The following is a 21,781-nucleotide window of genomic DNA, read 5'->3' as shown; positions in this document are numbered from 1 at the left end:
GATCCCCGAGCGCCAGGACTGCCGCTGTCAACTTCTGTCCTCGCGGACCGGGTCGCCGCGTTAAAATCGCGACCCTATGTCGAACACCAGAGTGCCGCCGCTGCCCCCGCAGGAACGCGACGACCGGCAGGCCGCGCTCATCGTCCAGGCCGGCGCGGAGCTCGGCATCTACGCCACCCTGGTGCGCAGCCCCGACGTCTTCGCCGACCTGCTGCCGTTCGGGCAGCGGCTGCTGCAACTGTTGCCGGCCGACCCGCGGGCCCGGGAACTGCTCATCATGCGGGTCGCCTGGCGCTGCCGGGCCCCGTACATCTGGACGCATCACGAGGTCATCGGCCGCGCCGCCGGCCTGACCGACGACGACCTGGCCGTGCTGGCGGCCGACCGTGCCGGCGAGGCCCGTGCCGGCGGCGACTGTGCCGGCGAGGACCGTGCCGGCGAGGACCGTGCCGGAGACGACTGCGCCGGCGAGGATCGGGACCCGTTCCGCGCGCTGCTGCTGCGGGCCGCCGACGAGCTGGTGACCGACCATCGCCTGAGCGATCCCACCTGGGCGGCCATGTCCGAGCGGTACCCGGCGGCGCAGCTCATCGAGATCTGTTTGCTGGTCGGTCAGTACTCGATGCTGGCCGGGACGCTGAACTCGCTGGGCGTCCAGCTGGAGGAGGGGTACCAGCCGCCGACGTGGGCGGAGTAGCCGCGCTACCTCCCACTCCAAGGTATAACGCACCGGGCGTCTTGCGGCAAGGCCCCTGTCATACTGCAGAATCGTCCACCGTAGTCCACGACCTGCGGATATGGGGCATCGGAATGACCGAGCGGCATGTGCTGGACCTGCACGAGGTGGGCGAGAAACAGGCCGCGATCGTCGGCGGCAAGGGCGCGAACCTCGGGGAGCTGTCGCGAGTCGACGGCGTCCGCGTGCCTCCCGGGTTCTGCCTGACCACCGCCGCCTTCCGGGATGTCCTGGCCGAGGTGCCGTCGATCGGCGACCACCTGGACCGGCTGGCCCGCCTCGATCCGGCCGACGGCGAGGCGATCCGGACGATCAGCGCGGAGGTCCGCCGGGCGATCGAGGGGGTCGCCATCCCCGCCGGCCTGGCGGCGGCGGTCACCGGGGCGGTCGACGAGCACGTCAGCTACGCCGTCCGGTCCAGCGCGACCGCCGAGGACATGCCGACCGCCTCGTTCGCCGGCCAGCAGGACACCTATCTGAACGTCGCCGGCCCGGCGGTCCTCGGGCACGTCGCCCGGTGCTGGGCGTCGCTGTTCACCGAGCGGGCCGTGATCTACCGGATGCGCAACGGCTTCGACCACCGGAAGGTCGACATGGCCGTGGTCGTCCAGCACATGGTCTCCGCGGACGCTTCCGGCGTCCTGTTCACGGCCGATCCGGTCTCCGGCAATCGGAAGGTCGCCACCGTGGACGCCGGCTTCGGACTCGGCGAGGCCCTGGTCTCCGGCCAGGTGAACCCCGACCTTTATCGAGTACGGGACGGCGAGATCGTCGGCCGGACGGTCGTCGCCGAACCGCCCGCGCTGACCGACGCCCAGGTCGTGCGGCTCGTGCGGCTCGGACGGCGGATCGAGGCGCACTTCGGCCGCCCGCAGGACATCGAATGGTGCCTGGCCGGCGACGAGTTCTCGATCGTGCAGAGCCGGCCGATCACCACCCTGTTCCCCGTCCCCGCGGCCGCCGACGACCAGAACCGCGTCTATCTCTCCGTCGGACACCAGCAGATGATGACCGACGCCATGAGGCCGCTCGGCCTGTCCCTGTGGCGGCTGACCGCGATGGCGACGTTTCACGAGGCCGGCGGGCGGCTGTTCGTCGACGCCACCCCGCAGCTGGCGTCGCCCGGCCGCGCCGCTTTCCTGGACCTGGTGGGCCGGGGCGATCCGCTGTTCCGGGACGCGCTGGAGACGGTCCTCGAGCGCGGCTTCATCCGGGAGGCCCCGGGCGCCGCCCCGCCGCCGGCACACCCGGCGAACCCCCCGATCGAGACCGATCCGGCCATCGTCACCGGGCTGATCGAGCGCAGCGAGGCGTCCCTGGCGGCCCTTCGGCGCGACATCGCGGGCAAGACCGGGCCGGCGCTGTTCGACTTCCTGGGGGAGGCCTTCGAGGAGCACAAACGGGTGCTCACCGATCCGCTGAGCCTGCAGGCGATCATGGCGGGCATGGGCGCCACCTGGTGGCTCAACGATCACCTACGGGACTGGCTGGGCGAGCCGAACGCGGCCGACACGCTCACCCTGTCCGCGCCGAACAACGTCACGTCCGAGATGGGGTTGGCGCTGCTCGACGTCGCGGACGCGATCCGGCCGTACCCCGACGTGGTCGCATTCCTGCGCGGCGTCGAGGACGACGGCTTCCTGGCCGAGCTGCCGGCCGGCCCGCGCGACGCGATCCAGGGCTACCTGGACCGCTACGGCATGCGCTGCGCCGGCGAGATCGACATCACCCGGCCACGCTGGAGCGAGCGCCCCACCACGCTCGTGCCGCTGATCCTCGACAACATCAGGCTCTTCCCGCCGGGCGCCGCCGCCCGGCGCTTCGAGCAGGGCCGGCGGCAGGCCGAGGACAAGCGGCGGGAGGTCCTGGAACGCTTGCGGGCCCTGCCCGACGGCGCGGAAAAGGCCGATCAGACGGTACGGATGATCGACCGTCTCCGCAGTTTCATCGGCTATCGCGAGTACCCGAAATACGGCATCATCAGCCGCTACTTCGTCTACAAGCAGGCCCTGCTGGCCGAGGCCGACCGCCTGGTGCGGGCCGGTGTGCTCGCCGACCGGGAAGACATCTACTACCTCACCTTCCCGGAGCTGCACGAGGTCGTCCGCACCGGGCAGTGCGACGATCGGCTCGTCCGGCGTCGCAGGGAGGAGTTCCGGGCGTACCAGGCGCTCACCCCGCCCCGGCTGCTCACGTCCGAGGGCGAGGCCATCCCGGGCGCCTACCGCCGGGGCGACGCGCCGGCCGGCGCCCTGATCGGCCTGCCGGTCTCGGCCGGCACGATCGAGGGCCGGGCCCGGGTCATCCTCGACATGGCCGACGCCGACCTCGAGGCCGGCGACATCCTGGTCACCGCCTGCACCGACCCCAGCTGGTCACCCCTGTTCGTGGCGGTCGCCGGCCTGGTCACCGAGGTGGGCGGCCTGATGACGCACGGCGCGGTGATCGCCCGTGAGTACGGCCTGCCGGCCGTGGTCGGTGTCGCCGGCGCGACCCGCCTGATCGCCGACGGGCAGCGGATCCGCGTGCACGGCAGCGAGGGCTACGTCGAGATCCTGCCCTGACGCGCCTGGCTAGCCGCCGGTGACGGTCAGGCTGAACGGCGCGGTGGTGCCGATCGGGTCGCTGCTGATGGTGATCGCGGTGACGGTGAGCGCCGAGGTCCCGGCCGGGGTGGACGACGACGTGCGCAGGAACATGATCGAGCTGCCGCAGAGGCACGGCTTGGCCGGCAAGAAGCCGGCGGTCACGCCGGGCGGCAGACCGGTCACGCTCAACGTGACCCGGGTGTTCTCCAACCTGGACGGCTCGGTGAACGTGATCAGCGTTGATCCCAGGCCGCCGGCCTGCACCGTCGCCGCGCTCTTGCTGAGGTTCATCGTGTACTCGGCCGGCGCCGCGACCGCGGCGACCGCCGGCGCGGCGAGAACCAGGGCCAGCGCCACCGGAGCGACGCCGCCGATTTTGTGGTACATCAGATGCCCTTCCCCTCGTGCGGCGGCCGCGCCTCACCCGCCCGCCGTCCCTACCGGCGACGATGGCAGCGGCGCCTGGAGCGGCACTGACGCGGCGCTGAAACGGGCGAAAATCAGCGCGGGGCGGCGAATCGCTCGACGTGGCCGACCCAGCTGTCGTGTCCCCGGGGGGCGACATCGTCGGTCCACGGGGTCCAGGTGACGGTGTCGCCGTCCCAGCGCAGCGACTTGAGGACCCGTCCGGCGGCCGTGGCGGTCGGCAGTGAGTCGCGGCGGTCGCTTTCCGCCTCGACCGCGCCGCGGGGGTCGGTGACGACCACCCACGACCAGCCGTCGCCGTCGCCGTCGATCTCGAATTCCGGGTACGCCTTGTGCTGCCGGTCGGGGCTGGTCTTGGCGGCGCCGCGCTGCCGGAAGCGGAGCTCGTCGCGCCGACAGGACTCGTAGGCCTCGGTCAGCGGGGCCCGGTCCCAGCCGAGCGCCTCGGCGAGGGAGATCAGGTTGGCCTGCAGCCAATCCAGGATCGCCGCCCGGCGCTCCGGGTCCGGAAGATCAAGGACCTTGCGATCGTACGGGACCTCGTGCACCTCGCCGAGACCGAGCGAGGCGTCGGCCGGCACCGCCGAGAAGACCGGCGCCTCGGTCATCTCCGTCGGGATGAACCGGACCCAGGACGTCTTGGCGACCAGCGGCGTTCCCCGGTCGAGGTGCACGCTGTACAGCTGGGTCACCACGGTGGCGCACTTCGCGAACCGGTCGGCGGGCGACAGCGGCCGGGAGAGAAGGCGGTTCGGGAACGACACCGGATTGGTGTCGACCGAGCGGATCCGAATCGTACGGGCCGGCACATCGAGATGATGCCATGAGATCCGGGTTCGGCCTCACCCGCGGCAGGTGATGCACCGCCGGGCCGAGCTGCCGTACGTTCCGGAGAATGGACGAACGGCGTGCGCTCGGCCGAGCGGCTCGCGACCGGGTGCCGCTGCCGAGCCTGGCCGACTGGGATCCGGCGCAGCGGGGCCACGACGCGCTCGGCACCGTCCTGGCGCAGAACGAGACCCGGGTGCCGGATCTCGTGCCGATCCGGATGTCGCGGATGTCGGCCTCGCCGTGGACCTACTACCGCGGCGCGGCGGCGGTGCTGGCGGCGGACCTCGCCGCCGCCCCGCACACCGGGATCGACGTGCAGTTGTGCGGCGACGCCCACGTGCTGAACTTCGGCCTGTGGGCGACCCCGGAGCGGCAGCTCTCCTTCGACCTGCGCGACTTCGACGAGACCCGGCGCGGCCCGTTCGAGTGGGACGTCAAGCGCTATCTGGCCAGCCTGGTGGTGCTCGCCCGGGACACCGGGCTCCCCGAGAAGGCCGGCGTGGCCGCGGTGCGCGCCGCCCTGCGCGCCTACCGCGACCGGATAGCGTTCTACTCGACCGCCGACGAGCTGACCATCTGGTACGACGTGATCACCGCCGACCGGCTGCTCGAGCTGTTCGGCCCCGAGGAGCAGGAACAGCAGTCGGCGCGGCTGGCCAGGCGCGCCCGCCGGCGGACCAGCGCGGGCGCGGCCCGGAAGCTGACCCGGGTGGTGGACGGGCAGCTGCGGATCGTCGACGACCCGCCCACCCGCGTGCGCCTGCCCGAGGCCGGCCTCGCCGCGGAAACCGTGCAGGCGTATCGCGACAGCCTGCCGTACGAGCGGCGCGGCCTGCTCGACCGGTTCACGCTCGTCGACGTGGTCCGCCAGGTCGTCGGCGTCGGCAGCGTCGGCATGCAGGTGTACCTGGTGCTGCTGCTGGGCCGCAACGGCACCGAACCGCTGTTCCTGCAGATCAAACAGGCCGGCCCGTCGGTGTACGAGCAGCATCTCGGCCCGAGTCCCTATCCGAGCCACGGCGAGCGGGTCATCCGCGGCAAGCGGCACATCCAGGCGGCCAGCGACATCTTCCTGGGCTGGACCAGCGTGCGAGGTCTCGACTTCTATGTACGCCAATTCCGGGACATGAAGGTCATACCGAGCGCCGAGCTGATCGCGCCCGTTCTCGTGCCGTTCGCCGAGCGATGCGCGCACGTCCTGGCCCGCTCGCACGCCCGCACCGGCGACGCGATGGCGATCGCCGGCTACCTCGGCAAGGGCAAACGGTTCGACGAGGCAATGGCACAGTTCGCCGTCGCGTACGCCGATCAGACCATCCGCGATCATCGAGAGCTCCTACACGCTGTAGGTTTGCCGTCGGCGGGACCGGGCACTGCTCCAGTGACCTGACGGACGCCGATCGAGAGGGACCCCGATGCCATGACGGTTGCGATAGGCCCGTCGTTCCTCGATCCCCAACAGCTGATCTCCACCTTCGGGCTGATCGGCATCCTGGCCATCGTGTTCGCCGAGTCCGGGCTGCTCATCGGGTTCTTCCTGCCCGGCGACTCGCTGCTGTTCACTGCCGGGCTGCTGGTGGCCGGCGGCACCTACCTGCACGTGCCGCTCTGGCTGATGTGTGCGCTGACGTCGGCCGCGGCGGTGGCCGGCGACCAGTTCGGCTACCTGTTCGGGCGACGGTTCGGTCCCGGGTTGTTCCGGCGGCCCGACTCGCGGCTGTTCAAACAGGAGAACCTGGCCCGCGGCGGTGCCTTCTTCGCCAAGTACGGCGCCCGCTCGATCGTGCTCGCGCGCTTCGTGCCGATCGTGCGGACCTTCACCCCGATCGCGGCCGGCGCGAGCCGCATGCACTACCGGACGTTCCTGATCTACAACGTTGTCGGCGGCGCGGTCTGGGCCACCGGCGTGACGATCCTCGGCTACTTCCTCGGCCAGGTCGCCTTCGTGAAGAACAACATCGAGTTCATCCTCGTCGGCATCGTCGTGCTGTCGGTGATTCCGATCGCCGTCGAGTTCCTGCGCGGCCGGCGCCGCGCCCACGCGGGCGACAGCCGGGGTGCCGGGCGCTGACCGCGGCCACGCCGGGGCGTCGCTGCCTGCGGCCACGCCGGGGCGTCGCTGACTACAGCCACGCTCGGGCGAGATCGACGAACTCCTTGGTGGCCGTCGCTGCGACGGCCACGCTGAACGCCGCCGGCAGCAGCGGGCCGGCCAGGTGGCGCAGCAGCGGGGCGGGGGCCGGCCGGGTCAGCGCCCGGACCCGCTGCACCGCCGCGCCGCCGTCGATGCCGAGCACCGGCCCCGCGCCGGGGCCGGAGGTCGCGAGGGCGGCCCGGGCCACCGCCCGCGCCGCCAGGCCACGGTCGCCGACCTCGGCGGCGGCGTCCTCGTCGGCCCAGCGCTCGGCCAGGAACTCGACCGCCGCGCGGACCGGGATCAGCAGCGGGTTCACCGCGGCGGCCGCTCCGGCGGCAGCGGTCAGCCGATGGTGCCGGTGGGCGAGATGCGCCCGCTCGTGCGCGAAGACCACCCGCCGCTCGTCCGGGCTCAGCGACCGCAGGATGCCCGAGGTGACCAGCAGGTGTCCGGGCCGCCGGCGGGAACCGGGAACGGCGACCGCGATCGGCGCCGACCAGTCGGCGACGACCAGATCGTGCTCGGGTTCGCCGATCGCCCGCAGCCGCCGGTTCGTGCCGATCCGCCGGTGCGCGTCGACGGCCAGGCGTGCGCCGCCGGCGGTCAGCAGCAGCCCGGCGAGCAGCGCCACCGGGCCGGGCACCGGCTCGGGCAGCGCCAGCGCGGGGTTCTCGTCCAGCGCGGCCAGCGGCGGCACGTCATCCAGCATGGTCAGCGCGAGCAGGGCCAGCGACCAGGTCGACGCGAGGGCGGCGACGACCGCCGCGGCGGTGAGCGCCCACGCCGCGGGGCCGGGCCGGCCGCGGGCGGCGACCCGCGGCGCGAGCAGGGCCAGCGGCAGCGCCAGCACCAGCGGCAGGTAGACGCTGACCGTCACGGCCGGCGCCGCTGCTCGGTGCCGGCCAGCAACTGGCGCAGCAGATCGGCGTCGGACTTCTCGAGGGACTCGGCGAACAGCTGGAGCACGGCGTGCCGATCGGCGCGATCGGCGAGCGCCTCCTTCATCAGGGAGGCGGCGGCCGCGGCGGCGTCCCGGGCCGGCCAGTAGACGTGCCCGCGGCCGGCCCGGTGCCGCTCGACCGACTTCTTGTCGTGCAGCCGGAACAGCACGGTCTGCACGGTGTTGTAGGCCAGGTCGCCGCCGACCTCCCGATGCACCTCGGCCGCCGTCATCGGGGCCTGCGCCGCCCACAGAACGCCCATGACCGCGGCCTCGAGGCTCCCCGGCGGCCGCCGGCTGTCCTTCGTCGTCACGTCCCGACCTCCGGGCCCAGAATATCGGCGCGGGCCTGAACCGGCACGATCCCGGCCACGGCGACAGGGCGGCGATGAACGCACCGACCGCGAGAAGCTGCCGGTTGCCGCCGGATGGTGCGGCCGCACGGCGGTAGGCCGACGGCTATCCGAACAGGTCGGTGGCGGTGACCGGGCGCAGGCCGCGGGCGCGGAGGCCGGCCAGCAGCGGGGCGATCGCGGCCACGGTTCCCTCGTGGCCGCAGTGCAGGCTGACGATCGAGCCGGGGCGGGCGGCGGCCAGGGTGGCGGAGACGATCGCGGCCGAGCCCGGGTCGGTGAAGTCGAGCGGGTCCACGTCGTACGACAGGCAGGTCGGATAGCCGGCCCGCCGGGCGGCCTCCTTGATCGTCGGGGTGGCGTACCTCGTCTGCGACGGGCGGAACCAGCGGCCGATCGAGCCGGTGACCGCGTGCACCTCTTGCGCGCAGTCGCGGATCTCGGCGTACGCAAGCGGGGGTTTCATGGTTTTGATGTTGGCGTGGTGCTGGGTGTGGTTGCCGAGGTCGTGGCCGTCGGCGAGCACCCGGCGGCCGAGGTCGTGGTTGGCGGCCAGCCAGGTGCCGACGGCCAGCACGGTGACCCGGGCGTGGCCGCGTCTCAGCTCGTCGAGCAGGGCGGTCACGATCCGTGGGTCGCCCTGGCCGTGGAAGGTCAGCGCGATCTGCGGGCGGTCGCGCGGCCCGTTCCGCACCTCGTCGGGCAGCGGGGGCGAGGCCGGGCCGGCCGGCCGAGCAGAGCCCGGCGTGCCAGCCGGAACCGCCGGCGAGGACGGCGTGCCCGAGGTCGGCGAACAACCGGCCACGGTGCCAAGGGTGAGGGCGGTGACCGCGCGCAGAGCATCGCGACGTTCCATGCGGTGGACGCTAGGCGGGCGGGCATGAGAAACGGCTGAATGCCACCCCAAAGAGGGAGTTCAGGCCTCGGTCAAGTGACCGGAGGGGAGGGCGAAGACGGCCGGTCGCCGCGGGCTGCGCAGCCCGGCCCAGCAGGCCGCCCCGACCGGCAACTGCGCCCAGCAGGACATCAACCGGTAGGTCAGGACCGCGGCGGTCGCGGCGGCGACGGGCGCCTGGCCGGTGGTGGTCATCGCCAGGATCAGACCGGCCTCGATCACGCCGATGCCGCCGGCCGTCGCCGGAATCTGCCGGGCGAGTTGCGCACCCAGATAGGCCGCGCCCACGACCGGAATCGGCACCGCCAAGCCCAGCGCGTACAGGCAGGCCAGCAGGCACAGCAGATCGCTGAGCCAATTGACCGCCGCGAGGGCCAGGACCAGCAGCCACCGCCGGGCCGGGACGAGCGCGGCGAGCGCGGCCGTCTCGCGGATCGTCCGCCGCAGGCGGCCCACCGGGACCGTGGCCGTGTCGTGGAGCGTCTGCGGCGGTCGGCCCGTCGGGGCCGTGGCCGTGTCGTGGAGCGTCTGCGGCGGTCGGCCCGTCGGGGCCGTGGCCGTGTCGTGGAGCGTCTGCGGCGGGCGGCCCGCGGCCGGCGAGCGGTCCGGGCGGCGGCGTGCCCGGCGGACCGCCGGCACCAGGGCGGCCACCGCCACCACGGCCGAGGTCGCCGCCACCGGGCCGGCCTCGACCAGGGCGTCCCCCGCGTACAGCGCGGCGAGACCCGCGACGGACGCGACACCGCACAGCACGGTGACCGCACCGGCGACCGGGCGGCTCGCCCCGCGGGCACGGAACTGCTGGTAGCCGTAGGCTGCCGCGACCGCCGAGCCGCCGGGCAGGCCGGTGGCCATCGCGGACCGGGCGAACATCACGGCGACCGACGTCCGGGCCCGGATGCCGACCCCGAAGGCGCCCAGCAGCCGGCGCCCCTGCTCGGCGAACGCCATCGTCGAGACGACCTGCAGGGCCACGGCGGCGGCCAGCCACCCCCGGTCGGCGTGCCGCAGCGCCGCCCACATCTCGCCGGCGCCGGGCAGGTGGCCGCGCAGCTCGACGTACGCCAGGCAGGCCGCCACCGCCAGCACCGGCAGCTTCCACCAGCCGCGATCGATCCGGATCATGATGGCCTCTGTCATCGGTGTCGTGGCGGACACGTCCACCTTCGACACCGCAGCTAAGGCATCGGTGCGGATTTCGTAAGAGTGGCATAAGAAGCCCGTTGCCGAGGCTCGTACCAGGACAGGCCTCTGATCCGGCGGCGGCGCCGGCGAGATCTCCACCAGCCGGCGGCCCGGCCGGTGGTATCGATGAGGGCATGGATCGATGATCGGACACGGGCGCGACGCCGTGGGGGCGTCCTGGACCCATTAGCCGTCCTGGCCGTCCCGTTCCAGCAGGCGGGTGGCGTCCGGCCAGGACATCCGGAACTTTGCGGGCGTCCCGTTCAGCAGCGCCGGATCGCCGCCCGGGGCGGCGGCGACGCCGGTCTCCACCTGGCTGCCACCGGCGGCCCGGTAGAACGCCTGGGCCCGGGTGTTCTGCTGGAGCACCCACAGGTACAGCGCGGGCGTGCCGGCCTCGGCGAGCACCGCCCGGGCGGCGTGCCTCATCAGCTCGGTGCCGATGCCGGCGCGGTGGTCGGGGTGGGCCACGTGCAGGTTGTCGACGAGGCTGCCCCAGCGCGGGTCGGCGTCGAAGACCACGTGCACGAAGCCGAGCAGGTCGCCGTCGCGCTCGGCGACGATCGTCCGGGTCCCGGCGGGGTCGGCCAGGCGCGACGACCAGGCCGCAAGGCGGTCGGTCAGCAGGTCGCCGTCGAGGTAGGCGTCGGCGTACGCGCCCCGGTAGTGACGCCGCCAGCTGTCGGCGTGCAGGGCGGCGATGCGGTCGGCGTCACCGAGACCGGCCGGACTGAAGACGATGGGCACGGCAGAGCTCCTCGCTCGCGGCTTGCCGGGCACGGTCATGCCCGGCCTGGTCGTCACCCGGAGCACCCCGCCCGCGAGGCGGAGGGTTGCCGGCCAGCAAGCCGGGGCTGTGCGCTGGCACTCATGACCTTCGCCGTGACCCTAACATCGAGACACGTGCCTGGCCCGAAGCTGGGACCGGATGTCGGCCGTCGACGCTCCCAGTCCCGCGATCGGCATGGAGAAACGCAGTTGATCACCCCTGCGTTTCCGGATCGGCCGGCGGCCATCGCGGTCGACTCGAAACACCCGCCATTCGTCAGCGGGATCGAGCACAACGTCGAGCACCGCGACCGGCCACATCCACCGGACCCGGGCACTCGTCACGGCACCATACGGCACCACGACCGCATCCCGCCGCTCAGCGGCCAGCTCGATCCCGTCGCTGCCGAAGCTCAACGCTGCCGGTCGACTACGGGTATACAGCAGGGAAAAGGTGGGGAAGAAAATTGTATAAATAGTTATATAAACGGCGAGGCCCGGAGCCGACCGTAGGGCTGACCCGCCGGCGATTGCCGAGTACAGCAGAGACAGGGTCAGCCACGGGACGGCCGTCGCAACGAAGCCGATCACCACCATCGCGGCCAGGTAGCGCCAGGGCGACCACCGATACACCACATCACCCGGCACGGGGGTGTCGCCGACAACCATGAGCTGATCATGGCAGCCGGCGCCCATCCCCGGTCAACCTGAGCGGCGACCCCTGGTCACAGCGTTCGTAGGGCCTCCGTGGGGGAGAGGCGGGCCGCGCGCAGTGCCGGGTACAACCCCGCACACCCGCCGATCAGCGCGGCCGCGAGCAGGCCCGCACCCAGCGCGTACGCGGGAACCAAGGTCTGCCAGCCGTGCGCGGCGGCCATCGCGTAGGTGACCGCGGTGCCCAGCAGCACGCCGGCCACGCCGCCGGCCGCGCCCAGCAGCAGCGACTCGACCAGGAACTGGGCGCCGACGTGACCGCGGGTGGCGCCCAGCGCGCGGCGCAGGCCGATCTCGCCGCGCCGCTCGAGCACCGAGATCACCAGCACGTTGGCGATGCCGATGCCGCCGACCAGCAGGGCCACGCCGCCCAGGCCGAGCAGCAGCACGGTGGTGCCGCCGGTGACGGCCAGCCGGGCGGTGAGCGCCTCGGACGGGCGGCTCACCGCGACCTCCTCCGGATGCTCCGGGTCGGCCGCGCGGGCCAGCATCGCGGCCACCTCGGTGGTGCGGTCGGTCTGCGCACGTACGAAAATCCGGGTGGGGTTGCCCTGGTAGCCGAAGTCCTGGGCGGCGATCGGGGCGCCGATGAAGGCGGCGGTGTCCAGCTCGGGCGCGAGGTCGACCGGGGCCATCACCCCGACCACGGTGTACCAGCGGTCGCCGAGGTAGACCCGGGGGCGGTCGGCGACGTCGCCGATGCCCAGGACCGTGGCGGCGTAGTGACCGAGCACCACCGCGGGATAGCGGGCCAGCGCCGCGTCCAGGAACCGGCCGTGCACCAGCGTGGCATCGAGGGTGGCGAGCAGTTCCGGGTCGGTCACCCGCACGGACAGGCCGCCGGTGCGGCCGCTGGGAATCCGGTCGCTGCGGTAGACCCGGGTGGGCAGCGTCGCCGTCGCGGCGGCGGAAACCACTCCTTGCGTACGCGCGACCGCCGGCCCGGCCGTCTCCGGCAACTCGGCCTCCGCGCCCCGCAGCGTCTTGCCGTTGGCCACGGTCAGCAGGTTGGTGCCCACCCGGTCGATCTGGGCGATGACGTCGGCCTGGCTGGACCGGGTCACGCCGAGCACCGCCACCATGGCCGCGATGCCGATCGCCACCCCGAGCACGGACAGCGTCGCGCGGCCCGGCCTCGACCGCAGCCCCACGGTGCTGACCGGGAGCAGGTCGGCCAGGCGAAGTCGTGATCTCATCGGTCGCCTCCGGTGTCCCCGACGATGACGCCGTCCTGGATCTCGACCCGGCGGCGCATGGCACCGGCGATCCGCTCGTCGTGCGTGATCACGACGATCGTGACGCCGTCCGCGTTGAGCTCGTGCAGCAGCGCGACCACGCCCTGCCCGGTGACCGAGTCCAGGTTGCCGGTGGGCTCGTCGGCCAGCACCACCGCGGGCCGGCCGACCAGGGCCCGGGCGATCGCGACCCGCTGCCGCTCGCCGCCGGACAGGTGCGCGGCGGGGAAGCCGGCCCGGTGCGGCAGGCCGACCCGGTCCAGGGCGGCCAGGGCGGCCCGGCGGCGTTCGGGGCCCGGCACGCCGCGATAGAGCAGGCCGGTCGCCACGTTCTCCGCGGCGGTGAGCCGGTCGAGCAGCATGAACTGCTGGAAGACCACGCCGAGCCGGTGCGCGCGGACGCCGGACAGCTGCCGGTCGCGCAGCCGCTCGACCGGGTGGCCGGTGATCCGCACCGAGCCGGCGGACGGCCGGTCCAGGCCGGCGGCCAGGTTGAGCAGCGTGGTCTTGCCGGAGCCGGACGGGCCGACCACGGCGACCAGCTCGCCCTGGCTCACCGCGAGGGTGACGCCGCGCAGGGACTCCACCGGCGGGGTGCCGGGATAGACCTTGTGTACGTCGATCAACTCCAGGACGGCGGTCATGTGGCCGGCACCTCCACGGACTGGCCCTCGGACAGGCCGCTGACGATCTCCACCTGGCCGGTGCTGTCGTCGAAGTGGCCCGGCTCGACCGGGACCGGGCCGCCGCCCGCCAGCCGCACCTGGTAGCCGCCGCCGGGCCGGGCGAGCAGCGCGGCGATCGGGGCGAGCAGCACGTTCGAGCGGCTGCCGGTGGTGACGTCCACCGTCACCGGCGCCTGGGCGAGGGTGAAGTCGCGGGGCACCCGGAGCGAGATGGTGACCGGGACGGTCGCCGCGTTCGGGTCGGCCGGCTGGTCGCCGTCATTCTGGGCGGTCGTCGCCACCGCACTGATCGCGGTGACCCGGCCCGGTATCGGATCGGCGTCCGGCAGCGCGACCTGGACCCGGTCGCCGACGCGCAGGCTGACGTCCTGCGAGGTGTCCATCCGGGCCACCACCGCGCGGTCGGTCGAGGTGCCGGTGAGCACCTGCGCGCCCGGCGCCACCGTGCCGCCGATGCGGGCCTGGGCGGCGGTGACCCGCAGCGGAGTGGGCAGGAAGACCATCTGCGCCCGGGTGAGGCGGCCGGTGCGCAGGCCGGCCGGTCGCCCCCAGGACGCCTCCCAGCGGCGGATGGCCGCGGCGGTGGCGGCGCTGAAGTGCCGGTCCACGGTGATCCGGTGGTGCGGGTCCAGACCCAGGGCGACCAGGTTGCGTTCGAGCTGGCGCACGTCGGGGCCGTCGGTCATCCCGTACCCGAAATCGCGGTAGACCGGCACCGCGCCCAGCAGCAGGCGGACCGGCACATCGGAGACGCGGTAGAGGATGCCGCCGCGGCCGACGACCGTGCCGGCCACCGGCGCCGCCGTGAGCACGCCGGGCTCGCCCTGGTAGCCGACCTGGTACTCGCCCGTGTACTGCAGGACGCCGCTGAGCTGGGCGATCTCGGTGAGCGTGCCGCGGGTGACCCGGGCGGTGCCGGTGGGGATCCCGGCGGACGGCCGGTCGGCGGCCTGGGGCCGGTTGCTCGTGGCGTAGCCGACCCCGGCGGCCAGCGGCACGGCCGCCGCGATCGCCAGCAGCACCGTGGTGCGGCGGCTCACTTCTTGCCCCCGCCGTTCTTGCCACCGCTGCCGCCGGTCATCTGGATCTTGCCGCTCCAGATGCTCTGGCACGCCTGGTCGACCTGGTCCTTCAGGTGCGCCGGGAGGCCGTTGGCCAGCGACGTGCCGGTGACGTCGAACGCGCCGGTGGCGTCCGGGTCGGGGAAGTCGGGGATGCCGTGCGCCCGGGCGCATTTCGCGTACGCGGCGAGTTTGCGCAGGTCATCGGCGCTGACCTGGTCCTTGGGGCGGAACGCGTTCGGCGGGTAGCTGTCCTCGATCGACTGGCACGCATCGATGATCGACTTGTGCGTGCGCAGGTCTTCCTTCCAGTTGTAGCCGGCCTGCGGCGGGAACTCGAGGTAGCCGTCCTGGCTGAGCTGGGCGTCCGGCATCCGGGTCAGGCCGTGGCTGCGCAGGCACTGGACCCACTGCTGGCCGAGGGCGAGCAGGTGCTGCCGGCTCGCGGAGGCGGACGCCGTCGGGCCGGCGCTCGCCTTCCCACCGCCGTCGCAGCCGGCCACGACCAGCAGAGTCAGGAGCACTACGACCGTCTTTTTCGTCATGCTCACACCGTCGCCACCGCCGAGGCGCCGCTCGTCCCACCACGGTCGGGACTTCGGGGGCGGCCGGTACCGGCGATGTAGTACCTGAGTCGGACGACGGCCCGCGCCGGGCTTCCTACCATGGGCGCATGTCCTGGTTCACGCGGCGCCCACTGCTGACCGACGCCGCCCTGGCCTCGGCCCTGCTGATCCTGACGCTCGGGCCCGGCCTGGTGACGGCGGCGCTGACCGTGCGAAAACCGGGTGAGCCGGTCGATCTGAACAATGCCGGCCCTCTGGCCGACGGCGGCTGGTGGCTGTTCGCCGGGCTCGTCCTGGCCGGCCTGACGATCCGGCGCTATCGGCCGGTGCTCGCGCTGGCCCTCACCGTGGCCGGGACGTGCGGGCACCTGGCCCTGCAGACGAAATACCAGCTGCTCGACTTCGCGCTGCCGCTGGTGCTCTACAGCGTGGCGGCGAGCGCGCGGAGCCGGCGCCGGGCCGTCGGCCTGCTGCTGCTGACCCTGGTCGCGACGTACTTCGCGATGCTCGCCGGCCGGGTCGGCATCGAGGACGATCAGCGTGCCGCGATGGCCGCCAAGCAGGCGCAGATCGAGGGGCGCGGCGGCCCGATCGACGAAAAGATCACGTCAGAGCCGGTGATCACCGGCGACGTCCTGATCGAGGCCGGCCAGTCGGCGCTGGAGATGTGGCTGCTGTCGGTCGCCGCCTTCGCGCTCGGCGACGGCGTCCGCAGCCGCCGTGCGCATCTGGCCGCCGTCGAGCAGCGCACCGCCGACCTGGCCCGGGAGGAGCGGCAGCGGGCCGCCCTCGCGGTCGCCGCCGAGCGCACCCGGATCACCCGCGAGCTGCACGACGTGGTCGCGCACGGCATGTCGGTGATGGTCGTGCAGGCCCAGGGCGCCGCGGCCGCGCTGGACCGCCACCCCGACCGGGCCGCCGACGCGCTGCAGCACGTGATCGAGACCGGCCGGTCGTCGCTGGCCGAGATGCGCCGGCTGCTGGCCGCCGGGCGGACCGACCCGGCGGGCGAGGCCCGGCTCAGCCCACTGCCGGGGATCGGGGACGTGCCGTTCCTGGTCGACCAGTTGCGCTCGGCCGGGATGACGATCGAGCTGGAGATCGCGGGCGTGCCCGACGCGGTGCCTCCCTCGGTCGACCTGTCGGCCTACCGGATCGTGCAGGAGGGCCTGACCAACGCGCTCAAGCATGCCGGGCCGGGCGCCGTCACGCGCGTCGCGCTCGACTTCCAGCCCGATGCCGTACGCCTGGAAGTCTCCGACGACGGCGTGGGCATGCCCGGCGGCGCGGGCGGGCGCCTCGACGGCCAACCCGTCACCGGTCTCGGCGGCGACGGTCAACCCGTCACCGGTCTCGGCGGCAACGGTCTCCGCGGCATCGCCGAACGGGTCGCCATGCTCGGCGGTGACCTGGAGACCGGCCCTGGCGCCGACGGGGCTGGGTTCCGGCTCTCCGCGACGCTGCCGCTGTCCGGTCCCCGGCCGTCGGCTGTCCTGCCCGCGACCGGCGGGGCTGTCCTGCCTGCGGCCGGCGGGGCTGTCCTGCCCGCGGCCGGCGCGGCTGTCCCGCCCGAGTCCGGTGCGGCCGTCCTGGTGACGCCGTGACGATACGGGTGGTGCTGGTCGACGACCAGACCCTCGTACGGACCGGATTCCGGCTGGTGCTCGACGAGACCAGCGACATCGAGGTGATCGGCGAGGCGGCCGACGGGGCCCAGGCCCTCGACGTCGTGGCCCGCACCCGGCCCGACGTGGTGCTGATGGACGTACGGATGCCGGGCCTGGACGGCATCGAGGCGACCCGCCGGATCCGCTCCGGCCCGCACCCCGCGAAGGTGATCATCCTGACCACCTTCGACCTCGACGAGTACGTGCTGGCCGGCCTGCGCGCCGGGGCCAGCGGCTTCCTGCTCAAGGACGCGCTCGCCGCCGACCTGGTCTCCGCCGTCCGGGTGGTGGTGGCCGGCGAGGCGGTCGCCGCGCCCAGCGTGACCCGCCGGCTGTTCGCCCACTACCTGGGCCGCGTCCCCGAGCCGCCGGCCGCCGACGAGCGGCTGGCGGGGCTGACCGGCCGGGAACGCGAGGTGCTGGCGCTGATCACCCGGGGCCTGTCAAACGCGGAGATCGCGGTCGCGCTGTCGCTGGCCGAGAGCACGGTGAAGACCCACCTCGGCCGGATCCTCACGAAACTGGACCTGCGCGACCGCGTCCAGGCTGTGATCCTGGGCTATGAGTGCGGCCTGGCCGGCTCGGGCCGCTGAAGCCCACCCTTGTAGTGCCGCCTGGCCGCACCGGGCCGCTGAAGCCCATCCTTTTAGTGCGGCCTGGCCGGCTCGGGCCGCTGAAGCCCATCCTGACGGAGGCCGTCATGTGGACAACGGATTTCGCCCACCGCACCGTCCTGGTCACCGGTGCCTCCGGCGGTATCGGCGGCGCGGTGGTCCGGCTGCTGACCGGCTGCGGCGCCGACGTGATCGCGTCGGGGTCGAGCCCGGAGCGGCTCGCGCCGATCGTCGCGGAGACCGGCGCCCGCCCGCTGGCGTTCGACCTCACCAGCGAGTCCGCGGTGCGCGATGCGCTGCACGAGATCCCCCTGTGGGGCGTGGTCAACTGCGCCGGCTTCGGCGGCGAGATCGCCCCGCCGAGCGACGCCGATCTCGCCGTGTTCGACCGGGCCATCGACGTCAACACCCGCGGCGCGCTGCTGGTCACCAAGTACGCGTCGCGTCGCATGATCGCCGGGGGACGGGGCGGCGCGATCGTCAACGTGTCGAGCCAGGCCGCGCTGGTCGGGCTCGCCGGGCACCTCTCGTACGCGGCGTCGAAGGCGGCCCTGGACAGCATCACCCGGGTGTCGGCGCTGGAGCTCGGGCCGCACGGCATCCGGGTCAACAGCGTCAATCCCACCGTGGTGATGACGCCGATGTCGGCGTCCTACTGGGGCCGGGAGGAGATCCGGCAGCCGTTCCTCGACCAGATGCCGCTGGGCCGCTACGCGACCGAGGAGGAGGTCGCCGGGCCGATCGTCTTCCTGCTCAGCGATGCCGCCGCGATGATCAGCGGCGTCTGCCTGCCGATCGACGGCGGATACACCATCCGGTGATCGGGCCGGGTGAAACATATCGATCATTATTGATGACGTAGGACATCGTTGTCATTTAGTGTCCGTTCATGGCACCCCTCCTCGAGGCGCGCGGCCTCTCACGCAGCTTCGGCCACGTCCGCGCACTGAACGACGCGTCCTTCGACGTCGACGCCGGTGAGGTGGTCGCCCTGATCGGTGACAACGGCGCCGGCAAGTCCACCATGGTCAAGGCGCTGACCGGCAACCTCGCACTGGACGCGGGTGAGCTGTGGTTCCAGGGCCAACGGGTCGCCATCACCACCCCGCACCAGGCATCCGCGATGGGCATGGAGGTCGTCTACCAGGATCTCGCCCTGGCCCCGCACCTCAACCCGGTGCAGAACATGTTCCTCGGCCGGGAGATCCCCCGCAGGGGGCTGCTCGGCGTCCTCGGTTTCATGGACGAGAAGCGGATGCGGGCCCGGGCCGAGGCCGGCTTCGCCGAGCTCGGCGGCACCGTCACCGCCTTCGCCTCGCCGGTCGGCTCGATGTCCGGCGGCCAGCAGCAGCAGATCGCGATCGTCCGGGCGATCAGCTGGGCCGACAAGATCGTGTTCCTGGACGAGCCGACCGCGGCGCTCGGCGTGGTGCAGACCAAGAACGTCCTGGACACCATCAAACGCGTACGCGACAAGGGCATCGCCGTGGTGTTCATCTCGCACTCGATGCCGCACGTGCTGGAGGTCGCCGACCGCATCCAGGTCCTGCGCCTGGGCACCCGGGTCGCCACCATGCCGGCCGCGGGCACGACCGTCGAGCAGCTGGTCGGCGCGATGACCGGCGCGCTCGACCCGCAGACGATCGACCGCAGGGACCCCGCGTCATGAGCGTGGTCACCCCCGGCGAACCGGCCGTGCTCGACGTACCGGCCCGGCGGTCCTTCCTCGGGCGCATCGCCGGCATGCAGTCGGTGTGGATCCTCGGCGTGCTGCTCGTCATCGTCGCCGCCTTCTCCGCGGCGGCCGGCACCAAGTTCCTGTCCACCAGCAACTTCTCGCTGATCTCACAGAACATCGCGGTCTGGGCCGTGCTCGGCGTCGGGATGACCTTCGTCATCATCACCGCCGGCATCGACCTGTCGATCGGCTCGGTCCTGGTCTTCTCCTCGGTCGTCGCCGCGAAGATCATGGAGGCGGCCGGTGGGGACGGCTGGTCCACCGCGGCCATCGGCATCGCCGGCGCGCTGATCTCCGGCATCGCCTGGGGCACGCTCAACGGCTTCCTCATCGCCAAGGCCAAGATCCCGCCGCTGATCGTCACGCTCGGCGCGCTGTCGGTCGCCCTCGGGCTGGCCCAGGTCATCACCGGTGGCATCGACATCCGCTCGGTCCCCGAGGCGTTGACCGACTTCAACACGTACATCAAGATCCTGGGGATTCCGGCGCTGCCGTTCGTCGCGCTCGTCGCGCTCGTCGCCGGCGGCATCGTGCTGCACAAGACCAGGTTCGGCCGGTACACGTACGCGATCGGCTCCAACGAGCTGGCCGCCCGCCGGGTGGGCATCGACGTCGACCGGCACCTGATCCTGGTCTACGCGCTCTCCGGTGCCTGCGCCGGGCTCGGCGCGGTCCTCGCGCTGGCCCAGTTCGGCACCACCACCATCGCCGGGCAGTCGCTGACCAACCTCAACGTCATCGCCGCCGTGGTCATCGGCGGCACCTCGATCTTCGGTGGCGAGGGCTCCATCTTCGGCACCGTCATCGGCCTGTTCATCCCCGCCGTCCTGCAGGCCGGCTTCGTGATCATCGGCGTCGAGGCCTTCTGGCAGGGCGTCGCCGTCGGCTCCGTCCTGGTGGCCGCGGTCTACGTCGACCAGTCGCGGCGCGCGGCGGCCCAGCGCGGCGGATCCCGTCGCGCACTCCTCTCCCTCTTCACGGCCAAGAAGTAAGGACTCCCCATGCGAAAGAACACCTTCCTTGCGTACGCCGGCAGCACCGCCCTGATCGCCGCCCTCGCCGCCTGCACCAGCTCGAAGCCGACCGGCAGCGCCGAGAACACGGCCGCCGGCAACCCGAGCGCGGCCGCCGCCTCCGCCGCCGTGGTGCCCGGCAAGGCGAAGAAGGACTACAACCTGCAGTTCATCCAGGGTGTCCAGGGCGACGAGTTCTACATCACCATGCAGTGCGGGATCCAGGCCGAGGCCGCCAAGCTCGGCGTCACCGTCAAGACCCAGGGCCCGCAGAAGTTCGACCCCACCCTGCAGAAGCCGATCCTCGACTCGGTGGTGGCGGCCAAGCCGGACGCCATCCTGATCGCCCCGACCGATGTCACCGCCATGCAGACCCCGTTGCAGGCCGCGGCGGCCGCCGGCATCAAGGTCATCCTGGTCGACACCACCACCAAGGACCCGTCCTACGCGGCCAGCGCCATCGCCTCCGACAACCTCGGCGGCGGCCGGGCCGCCTTCGAGGCCATCAAGAAGCTCAACCCGGACGGCGGCAAGGTCATGGTGATGTCCACCGACCCCGGCGTCTCCACCGTCGACCAGCGGATCCAGGGCTTCGAGCAGGCGGCCAAGGCCGACCCGAAGTTCCAGTACCTGCCGGTGCAGTACTCACACAACGACCCGGCCACGGCAGCCAACCTGATCAGCTCGGCCCTGCAGAGGGACCCCGACCTCAAGGGCGTCTTCGCCGCCAACCTGTTCGCCGCCGAGGGCACCGCCACCGGCGTCCGGCAGGCCGGCAAGGCCAACACCGTCAAGATCGTCGGCTTCGACGCCGGCCCCAACCAGATCAAGGCCCTGCAGGAGGGCACCGTCCAGGCGCTGATCGCCCAGCAGCCGGCCACCATCGGCCAGTACGGTGTGGACGAGGCCGTCGCGGCGCTCGACGGCGGCCAGGTCACCCCGAAGATCCAGACCGGCTTCACCACCATCACCAAGGACAACCTGAGCGGCGAGGGCAGCTCGGCCGCCTACAAGTCCAGCTGCTGAAACAGGGGGCTGCGCGGGTCGGTCAGCAGGGCCGGCGCGACTCGTTCCGCCCACCGGATCGTCTCGGTGTCGCCGGTGAGGTACGCCGACAGCACCTGGGCGGCCAGCAGGGTGCGCGGCGTCGGATACCAGAGCCGGGCCAGTTCGCCGGCCCGCCGCAGGTAGTTCAGGCCGCGGGTGCGCTCGAGCCAGCCGACCCGGACCGCGCCGCGGGCCAGGTGGACGCCCGGTCCCCAGTGGACGGCCAGCACGCTGGGCACGACCTCGTCCGCGCCGAGGAGGCCGGCTCGGCGCAACCGGTCCTCGTCGCGGGCGATCTGGCCGGCGGTGTGGTGCAGGCTCGCGACGGCCTCCTCGGGGAGGGCCGCGCGAGCCGCCCACTCGTCGATCGCGTGATGCCACAGTTCGGGGCCGCCGCGACGCCGGTGGCGGATCAGCTCCTCGGCCCGAGTCAGGTGCCCGCCGACCGTTTCGGCGGCCGGTCCGAGCAGGTCGTTGACGCAGCGGCCGATCGCGGTGGAGACGTCCTCCTCGCCGAGCACCGAGCGGCGGCAGGGCTCCGCGGCCGCGCTTCGAGCTGCTCGGCCCGTGGCGCGCCTGGC

The 21,781-nt window shown here is 72.9% G+C and carries 23 protein-coding genes and 1 riboswitch; of the genes, 10 read left to right on the top strand and 13 right to left on the bottom strand.

The window, feature by feature from the left end; translation table 11 throughout:
• The first annotated feature begins 76 nt into the window (after nucleotides 1–76).
• Together ODJ79_RS11515 and rph are read left to right on the top strand one after the other, a co-directional pair.
• Nucleotides 77–697, top strand: a complete 621-nt coding sequence (locus ODJ79_RS11515; protein ID WP_263023368.1) for a carboxymuconolactone decarboxylase family protein — start codon at nucleotides 77–79, stop codon at nucleotides 695–697.
• 113 nt (nucleotides 698–810) lie between these two features.
• Entirely contained in the window at nucleotides 811–3,300 is a 2,490-nt protein-coding gene (gene rph / locus ODJ79_RS11510) for a rifamycin-inactivating phosphotransferase (RefSeq protein ID WP_263023367.1), read from the top strand.
• 9 nt (nucleotides 3,301–3,309) lie between these two features.
• Here the strand turns inward: rph and ODJ79_RS11505 are convergent, their stop codons facing one another.
• Together ODJ79_RS11505 and ODJ79_RS11500 are read right to left on the bottom strand one after the other, a co-directional pair.
• The gene (locus tag ODJ79_RS11505) at nucleotides 3,310–3,711 is read right to left on the bottom strand and encodes a hypothetical protein (protein WP_263023366.1); all 402 of its coding nucleotides are present in this window, start codon (nucleotides 3,709–3,711) and stop codon (nucleotides 3,310–3,312) included.
• 113 nt (nucleotides 3,712–3,824) lie between these two features.
• The gene (locus tag ODJ79_RS11500; RefSeq protein ID WP_263023365.1) at nucleotides 3,825–4,559 is read right to left on the bottom strand and encodes a hypothetical protein; all 735 of its coding nucleotides are present in this window, start codon (nucleotides 4,557–4,559) and stop codon (nucleotides 3,825–3,827) included.
• An 86-nt stretch (nucleotides 4,560–4,645) separates the two neighbouring features.
• On the opposite strand from ODJ79_RS11500, the gene ODJ79_RS11495 reads away from it, so the two are divergent.
• Nucleotides 4,646–5,971: a DUF2252 domain-containing protein gene (locus tag ODJ79_RS11495; RefSeq protein WP_263023364.1), complete on the top strand. Its 1,326-nt coding sequence runs from the start codon at nucleotides 4,646–4,648 to the stop codon at nucleotides 5,969–5,971.
• A gap of 30 nt (nucleotides 5,972–6,001) precedes the next feature.
• On the top strand, nucleotides 6,002–6,652 hold the full coding sequence (locus ODJ79_RS11490) for a DedA family protein (RefSeq protein WP_263023363.1): 651 nt from the start codon (nucleotides 6,002–6,004) through the stop codon (nucleotides 6,650–6,652).
• Nucleotides 6,653–6,704: 52 nt separating this feature from the next.
• Here ODJ79_RS11490 and ODJ79_RS11485 read toward each other — a convergent pair whose 3' ends face one another.
• From ODJ79_RS11485 to ODJ79_RS11440, 10 genes are all read right to left on the bottom strand, one after another.
• Nucleotides 6,705–7,595, bottom strand: a complete 891-nt coding sequence (locus ODJ79_RS11485; RefSeq protein ID WP_263023362.1) for a M56 family metallopeptidase — start codon at nucleotides 7,593–7,595, stop codon at nucleotides 6,705–6,707.
• On the bottom strand, nucleotides 7,592–7,972 hold the full coding sequence (locus tag ODJ79_RS11480) for a BlaI/MecI/CopY family transcriptional regulator (protein ID WP_263023361.1): 381 nt from the start codon (nucleotides 7,970–7,972) through the stop codon (nucleotides 7,592–7,594). The genes ODJ79_RS11485 and ODJ79_RS11480 overlap by 4 nt, the downstream gene beginning before the upstream one ends.
• Nucleotides 7,973–8,117: 145 nt before the next feature.
• Nucleotides 8,118–8,867 (bottom strand): polysaccharide deacetylase family protein, encoded by a 750-nt coding sequence (locus ODJ79_RS11475; protein WP_263023360.1) that lies wholly within the window; start codon nucleotides 8,865–8,867, stop codon nucleotides 8,118–8,120.
• A gap of 60 nt (nucleotides 8,868–8,927) precedes the next feature.
• Nucleotides 8,928–10,031: a YbhN family protein gene (locus tag ODJ79_RS11470; protein ID WP_263023359.1), complete on the bottom strand. Its 1,104-nt coding sequence runs from the start codon at nucleotides 10,029–10,031 to the stop codon at nucleotides 8,928–8,930.
• A gap of 246 nt (nucleotides 10,032–10,277) precedes the next feature.
• On the bottom strand, nucleotides 10,278–10,838 hold the full coding sequence (locus tag ODJ79_RS11465; protein WP_263023358.1) for a GNAT family N-acetyltransferase: 561 nt from the start codon (nucleotides 10,836–10,838) through the stop codon (nucleotides 10,278–10,280).
• A 13-nt stretch (nucleotides 10,839–10,851) separates the two neighbouring features.
• Nucleotides 10,852–10,967, bottom strand: a riboswitch (SAM riboswitch).
• Nucleotides 10,968–10,979: 12 nt separating this feature from the next.
• Nucleotides 10,980–11,528 (bottom strand): hypothetical protein, encoded by a 549-nt coding sequence (locus ODJ79_RS11460; RefSeq protein WP_263023357.1) that lies wholly within the window; start codon nucleotides 11,526–11,528, stop codon nucleotides 10,980–10,982.
• Nucleotides 11,529–11,584: 56 nt separating this feature from the next.
• Nucleotides 11,585–12,769: an ABC transporter permease gene (locus ODJ79_RS11455; RefSeq protein ID WP_263023356.1), complete on the bottom strand. Its 1,185-nt coding sequence runs from the start codon at nucleotides 12,767–12,769 to the stop codon at nucleotides 11,585–11,587.
• Nucleotides 12,766–13,452 carry an ABC transporter ATP-binding protein gene (locus ODJ79_RS11450; RefSeq protein WP_263023355.1) on the bottom strand — a complete coding sequence of 229 codons (687 nt, stop codon included), beginning with the start codon at nucleotides 13,450–13,452 and terminating at the stop codon, nucleotides 12,766–12,768. Before ODJ79_RS11450 ends, ODJ79_RS11455 begins: the two co-directional genes overlap by 4 nt.
• On the bottom strand, nucleotides 13,449–14,534 hold the full coding sequence (locus tag ODJ79_RS11445) for a peptidoglycan-binding protein (RefSeq protein ID WP_263023354.1): 1,086 nt from the start codon (nucleotides 14,532–14,534) through the stop codon (nucleotides 13,449–13,451). Before ODJ79_RS11445 ends, ODJ79_RS11450 begins: the two co-directional genes overlap by 4 nt.
• The gene (locus ODJ79_RS11440; protein ID WP_263023353.1) at nucleotides 14,531–15,100 is read right to left on the bottom strand and encodes a hypothetical protein; all 570 of its coding nucleotides are present in this window, start codon (nucleotides 15,098–15,100) and stop codon (nucleotides 14,531–14,533) included. The genes ODJ79_RS11445 and ODJ79_RS11440 overlap by 4 nt, the downstream gene beginning before the upstream one ends.
• A 128-nt stretch (nucleotides 15,101–15,228) precedes the next feature.
• On the opposite strand from ODJ79_RS11440, the gene ODJ79_RS11435 reads away from it, so the two are divergent.
• The 6 genes from ODJ79_RS11435 to ODJ79_RS11410 all read left to right on the top strand — a co-directional run bounded on the left by ODJ79_RS11435 (nucleotide 15,229) and on the right by ODJ79_RS11410 (nucleotide 21,179).
• On the top strand, nucleotides 15,229–16,725 hold the full coding sequence (locus ODJ79_RS11435) for a sensor histidine kinase (RefSeq protein ID WP_263023352.1): 1,497 nt from the start codon (nucleotides 15,229–15,231) through the stop codon (nucleotides 16,723–16,725).
• Nucleotides 16,722–17,381 carry a response regulator gene (locus tag ODJ79_RS11430; RefSeq protein WP_263023351.1) on the top strand — a complete coding sequence of 220 codons (660 nt, stop codon included), beginning with the start codon at nucleotides 16,722–16,724 and terminating at the stop codon, nucleotides 17,379–17,381. Before ODJ79_RS11435 ends, ODJ79_RS11430 begins: the two co-directional genes overlap by 4 nt.
• 107 nt (nucleotides 17,382–17,488) lie before the next feature.
• Complete coding sequence (locus tag ODJ79_RS11425; protein WP_263023350.1) at nucleotides 17,489–18,223, top strand: SDR family oxidoreductase; 735 nt, start codon at nucleotides 17,489–17,491, stop codon at nucleotides 18,221–18,223.
• A gap of 68 nt (nucleotides 18,224–18,291) precedes the next feature.
• Complete coding sequence (locus ODJ79_RS11420; RefSeq protein WP_263023349.1) at nucleotides 18,292–19,071, top strand: ATP-binding cassette domain-containing protein; 780 nt, start codon at nucleotides 18,292–18,294, stop codon at nucleotides 19,069–19,071.
• Complete coding sequence (locus tag ODJ79_RS11415; protein WP_263023348.1) at nucleotides 19,068–20,132, top strand: ABC transporter permease; 1,065 nt, start codon at nucleotides 19,068–19,070, stop codon at nucleotides 20,130–20,132. Before ODJ79_RS11420 ends, ODJ79_RS11415 begins: the two co-directional genes overlap by 4 nt.
• A 9-nt stretch (nucleotides 20,133–20,141) precedes the next feature.
• Nucleotides 20,142–21,179 (top strand): ABC transporter substrate-binding protein, encoded by a 1,038-nt coding sequence (locus ODJ79_RS11410; RefSeq protein WP_263023347.1) that lies wholly within the window; start codon nucleotides 20,142–20,144, stop codon nucleotides 21,177–21,179.
• On the opposite strand, the gene ODJ79_RS11405 is transcribed toward ODJ79_RS11410, so the two are convergent.
• The gene (locus ODJ79_RS11405) at nucleotides 21,161–21,721 is read right to left on the bottom strand and encodes a DUF1266 domain-containing protein (protein WP_263023346.1); all 561 of its coding nucleotides are present in this window, start codon (nucleotides 21,719–21,721) and stop codon (nucleotides 21,161–21,163) included. The two genes, ODJ79_RS11410 and ODJ79_RS11405, sit on opposite strands and share 19 nt — an antisense overlap.
• Nucleotides 21,722–21,781 lie beyond the last annotated feature (60 nt).

Source organism: Actinoplanes sp. KI2 (assembly GCF_025630775.1).
Classification (GTDB): Bacteria; Actinomycetota; Actinomycetes; order Mycobacteriales; family Micromonosporaceae; genus Actinoplanes.
This window is presented reverse-complemented; position numbering and strand designations above follow the sequence as displayed.

What these genes read in the sequence shown, in the direction of transcription:
- rph (WP_263023367.1), top strand. Translation starts at nt 811, where the DNA reads ATGACCGAGCGGCATGTGCTGGACCTGCACGAGGTGGGCGAGAAACAG.
- ODJ79_RS11470 (WP_263023359.1), bottom strand. Translation starts at nt 10,031, where the DNA reads ATGATCCGGATCGATCGCGGCTGGTGGAAGCTGCCGGTGCTGGCGGTG.
- ODJ79_RS11425 (WP_263023350.1), top strand. Translation starts at nt 17,489, where the DNA reads ATGTGGACAACGGATTTCGCCCACCGCACCGTCCTGGTCACCGGTGCC.
- ODJ79_RS11515 (WP_263023368.1), top strand. Translation starts at nt 77, where the DNA reads ATGTCGAACACCAGAGTGCCGCCGCTGCCCCCGCAGGAACGCGACGAC.
- ODJ79_RS11475 (WP_263023360.1), bottom strand. Translation starts at nt 8,867, where the DNA reads ATGGAACGTCGCGATGCTCTGCGCGCGGTCACCGCCCTCACCCTTGGC.
- ODJ79_RS11505 (WP_263023366.1), bottom strand. Translation starts at nt 3,711, where the DNA reads ATGTACCACAAAATCGGCGGCGTCGCTCCGGTGGCGCTGGCCCTGGTT.
- ODJ79_RS11460 (WP_263023357.1), bottom strand. Translation starts at nt 11,528, where the DNA reads ATGGTTGTCGGCGACACCCCCGTGCCGGGTGATGTGGTGTATCGGTGG.
- ODJ79_RS11440 (WP_263023353.1), bottom strand. Translation starts at nt 15,100, where the DNA reads ATGACGAAAAAGACGGTCGTAGTGCTCCTGACTCTGCTGGTCGTGGCC.
- ODJ79_RS11490 (WP_263023363.1), top strand. Translation starts at nt 6,002, where the DNA reads ATGACGGTTGCGATAGGCCCGTCGTTCCTCGATCCCCAACAGCTGATC.
- ODJ79_RS11450 (WP_263023355.1), bottom strand. Translation starts at nt 13,452, where the DNA reads ATGACCGCCGTCCTGGAGTTGATCGACGTACACAAGGTCTATCCCGGC.
- ODJ79_RS11420 (WP_263023349.1), top strand. Translation starts at nt 18,292, where the DNA reads ATGGCACCCCTCCTCGAGGCGCGCGGCCTCTCACGCAGCTTCGGCCAC.
- ODJ79_RS11455 (WP_263023356.1), bottom strand. Translation starts at nt 12,769, where the DNA reads ATGAGATCACGACTTCGCCTGGCCGACCTGCTCCCGGTCAGCACCGTG.
- ODJ79_RS11435 (WP_263023352.1), top strand. Translation starts at nt 15,229, where the DNA reads ATGTCCTGGTTCACGCGGCGCCCACTGCTGACCGACGCCGCCCTGGCC.
- ODJ79_RS11415 (WP_263023348.1), top strand. Translation starts at nt 19,068, where the DNA reads ATGAGCGTGGTCACCCCCGGCGAACCGGCCGTGCTCGACGTACCGGCC.
- ODJ79_RS11410 (WP_263023347.1), top strand. Translation starts at nt 20,142, where the DNA reads ATGCGAAAGAACACCTTCCTTGCGTACGCCGGCAGCACCGCCCTGATC.
- ODJ79_RS11495 (WP_263023364.1), top strand. Translation starts at nt 4,646, where the DNA reads ATGGACGAACGGCGTGCGCTCGGCCGAGCGGCTCGCGACCGGGTGCCG.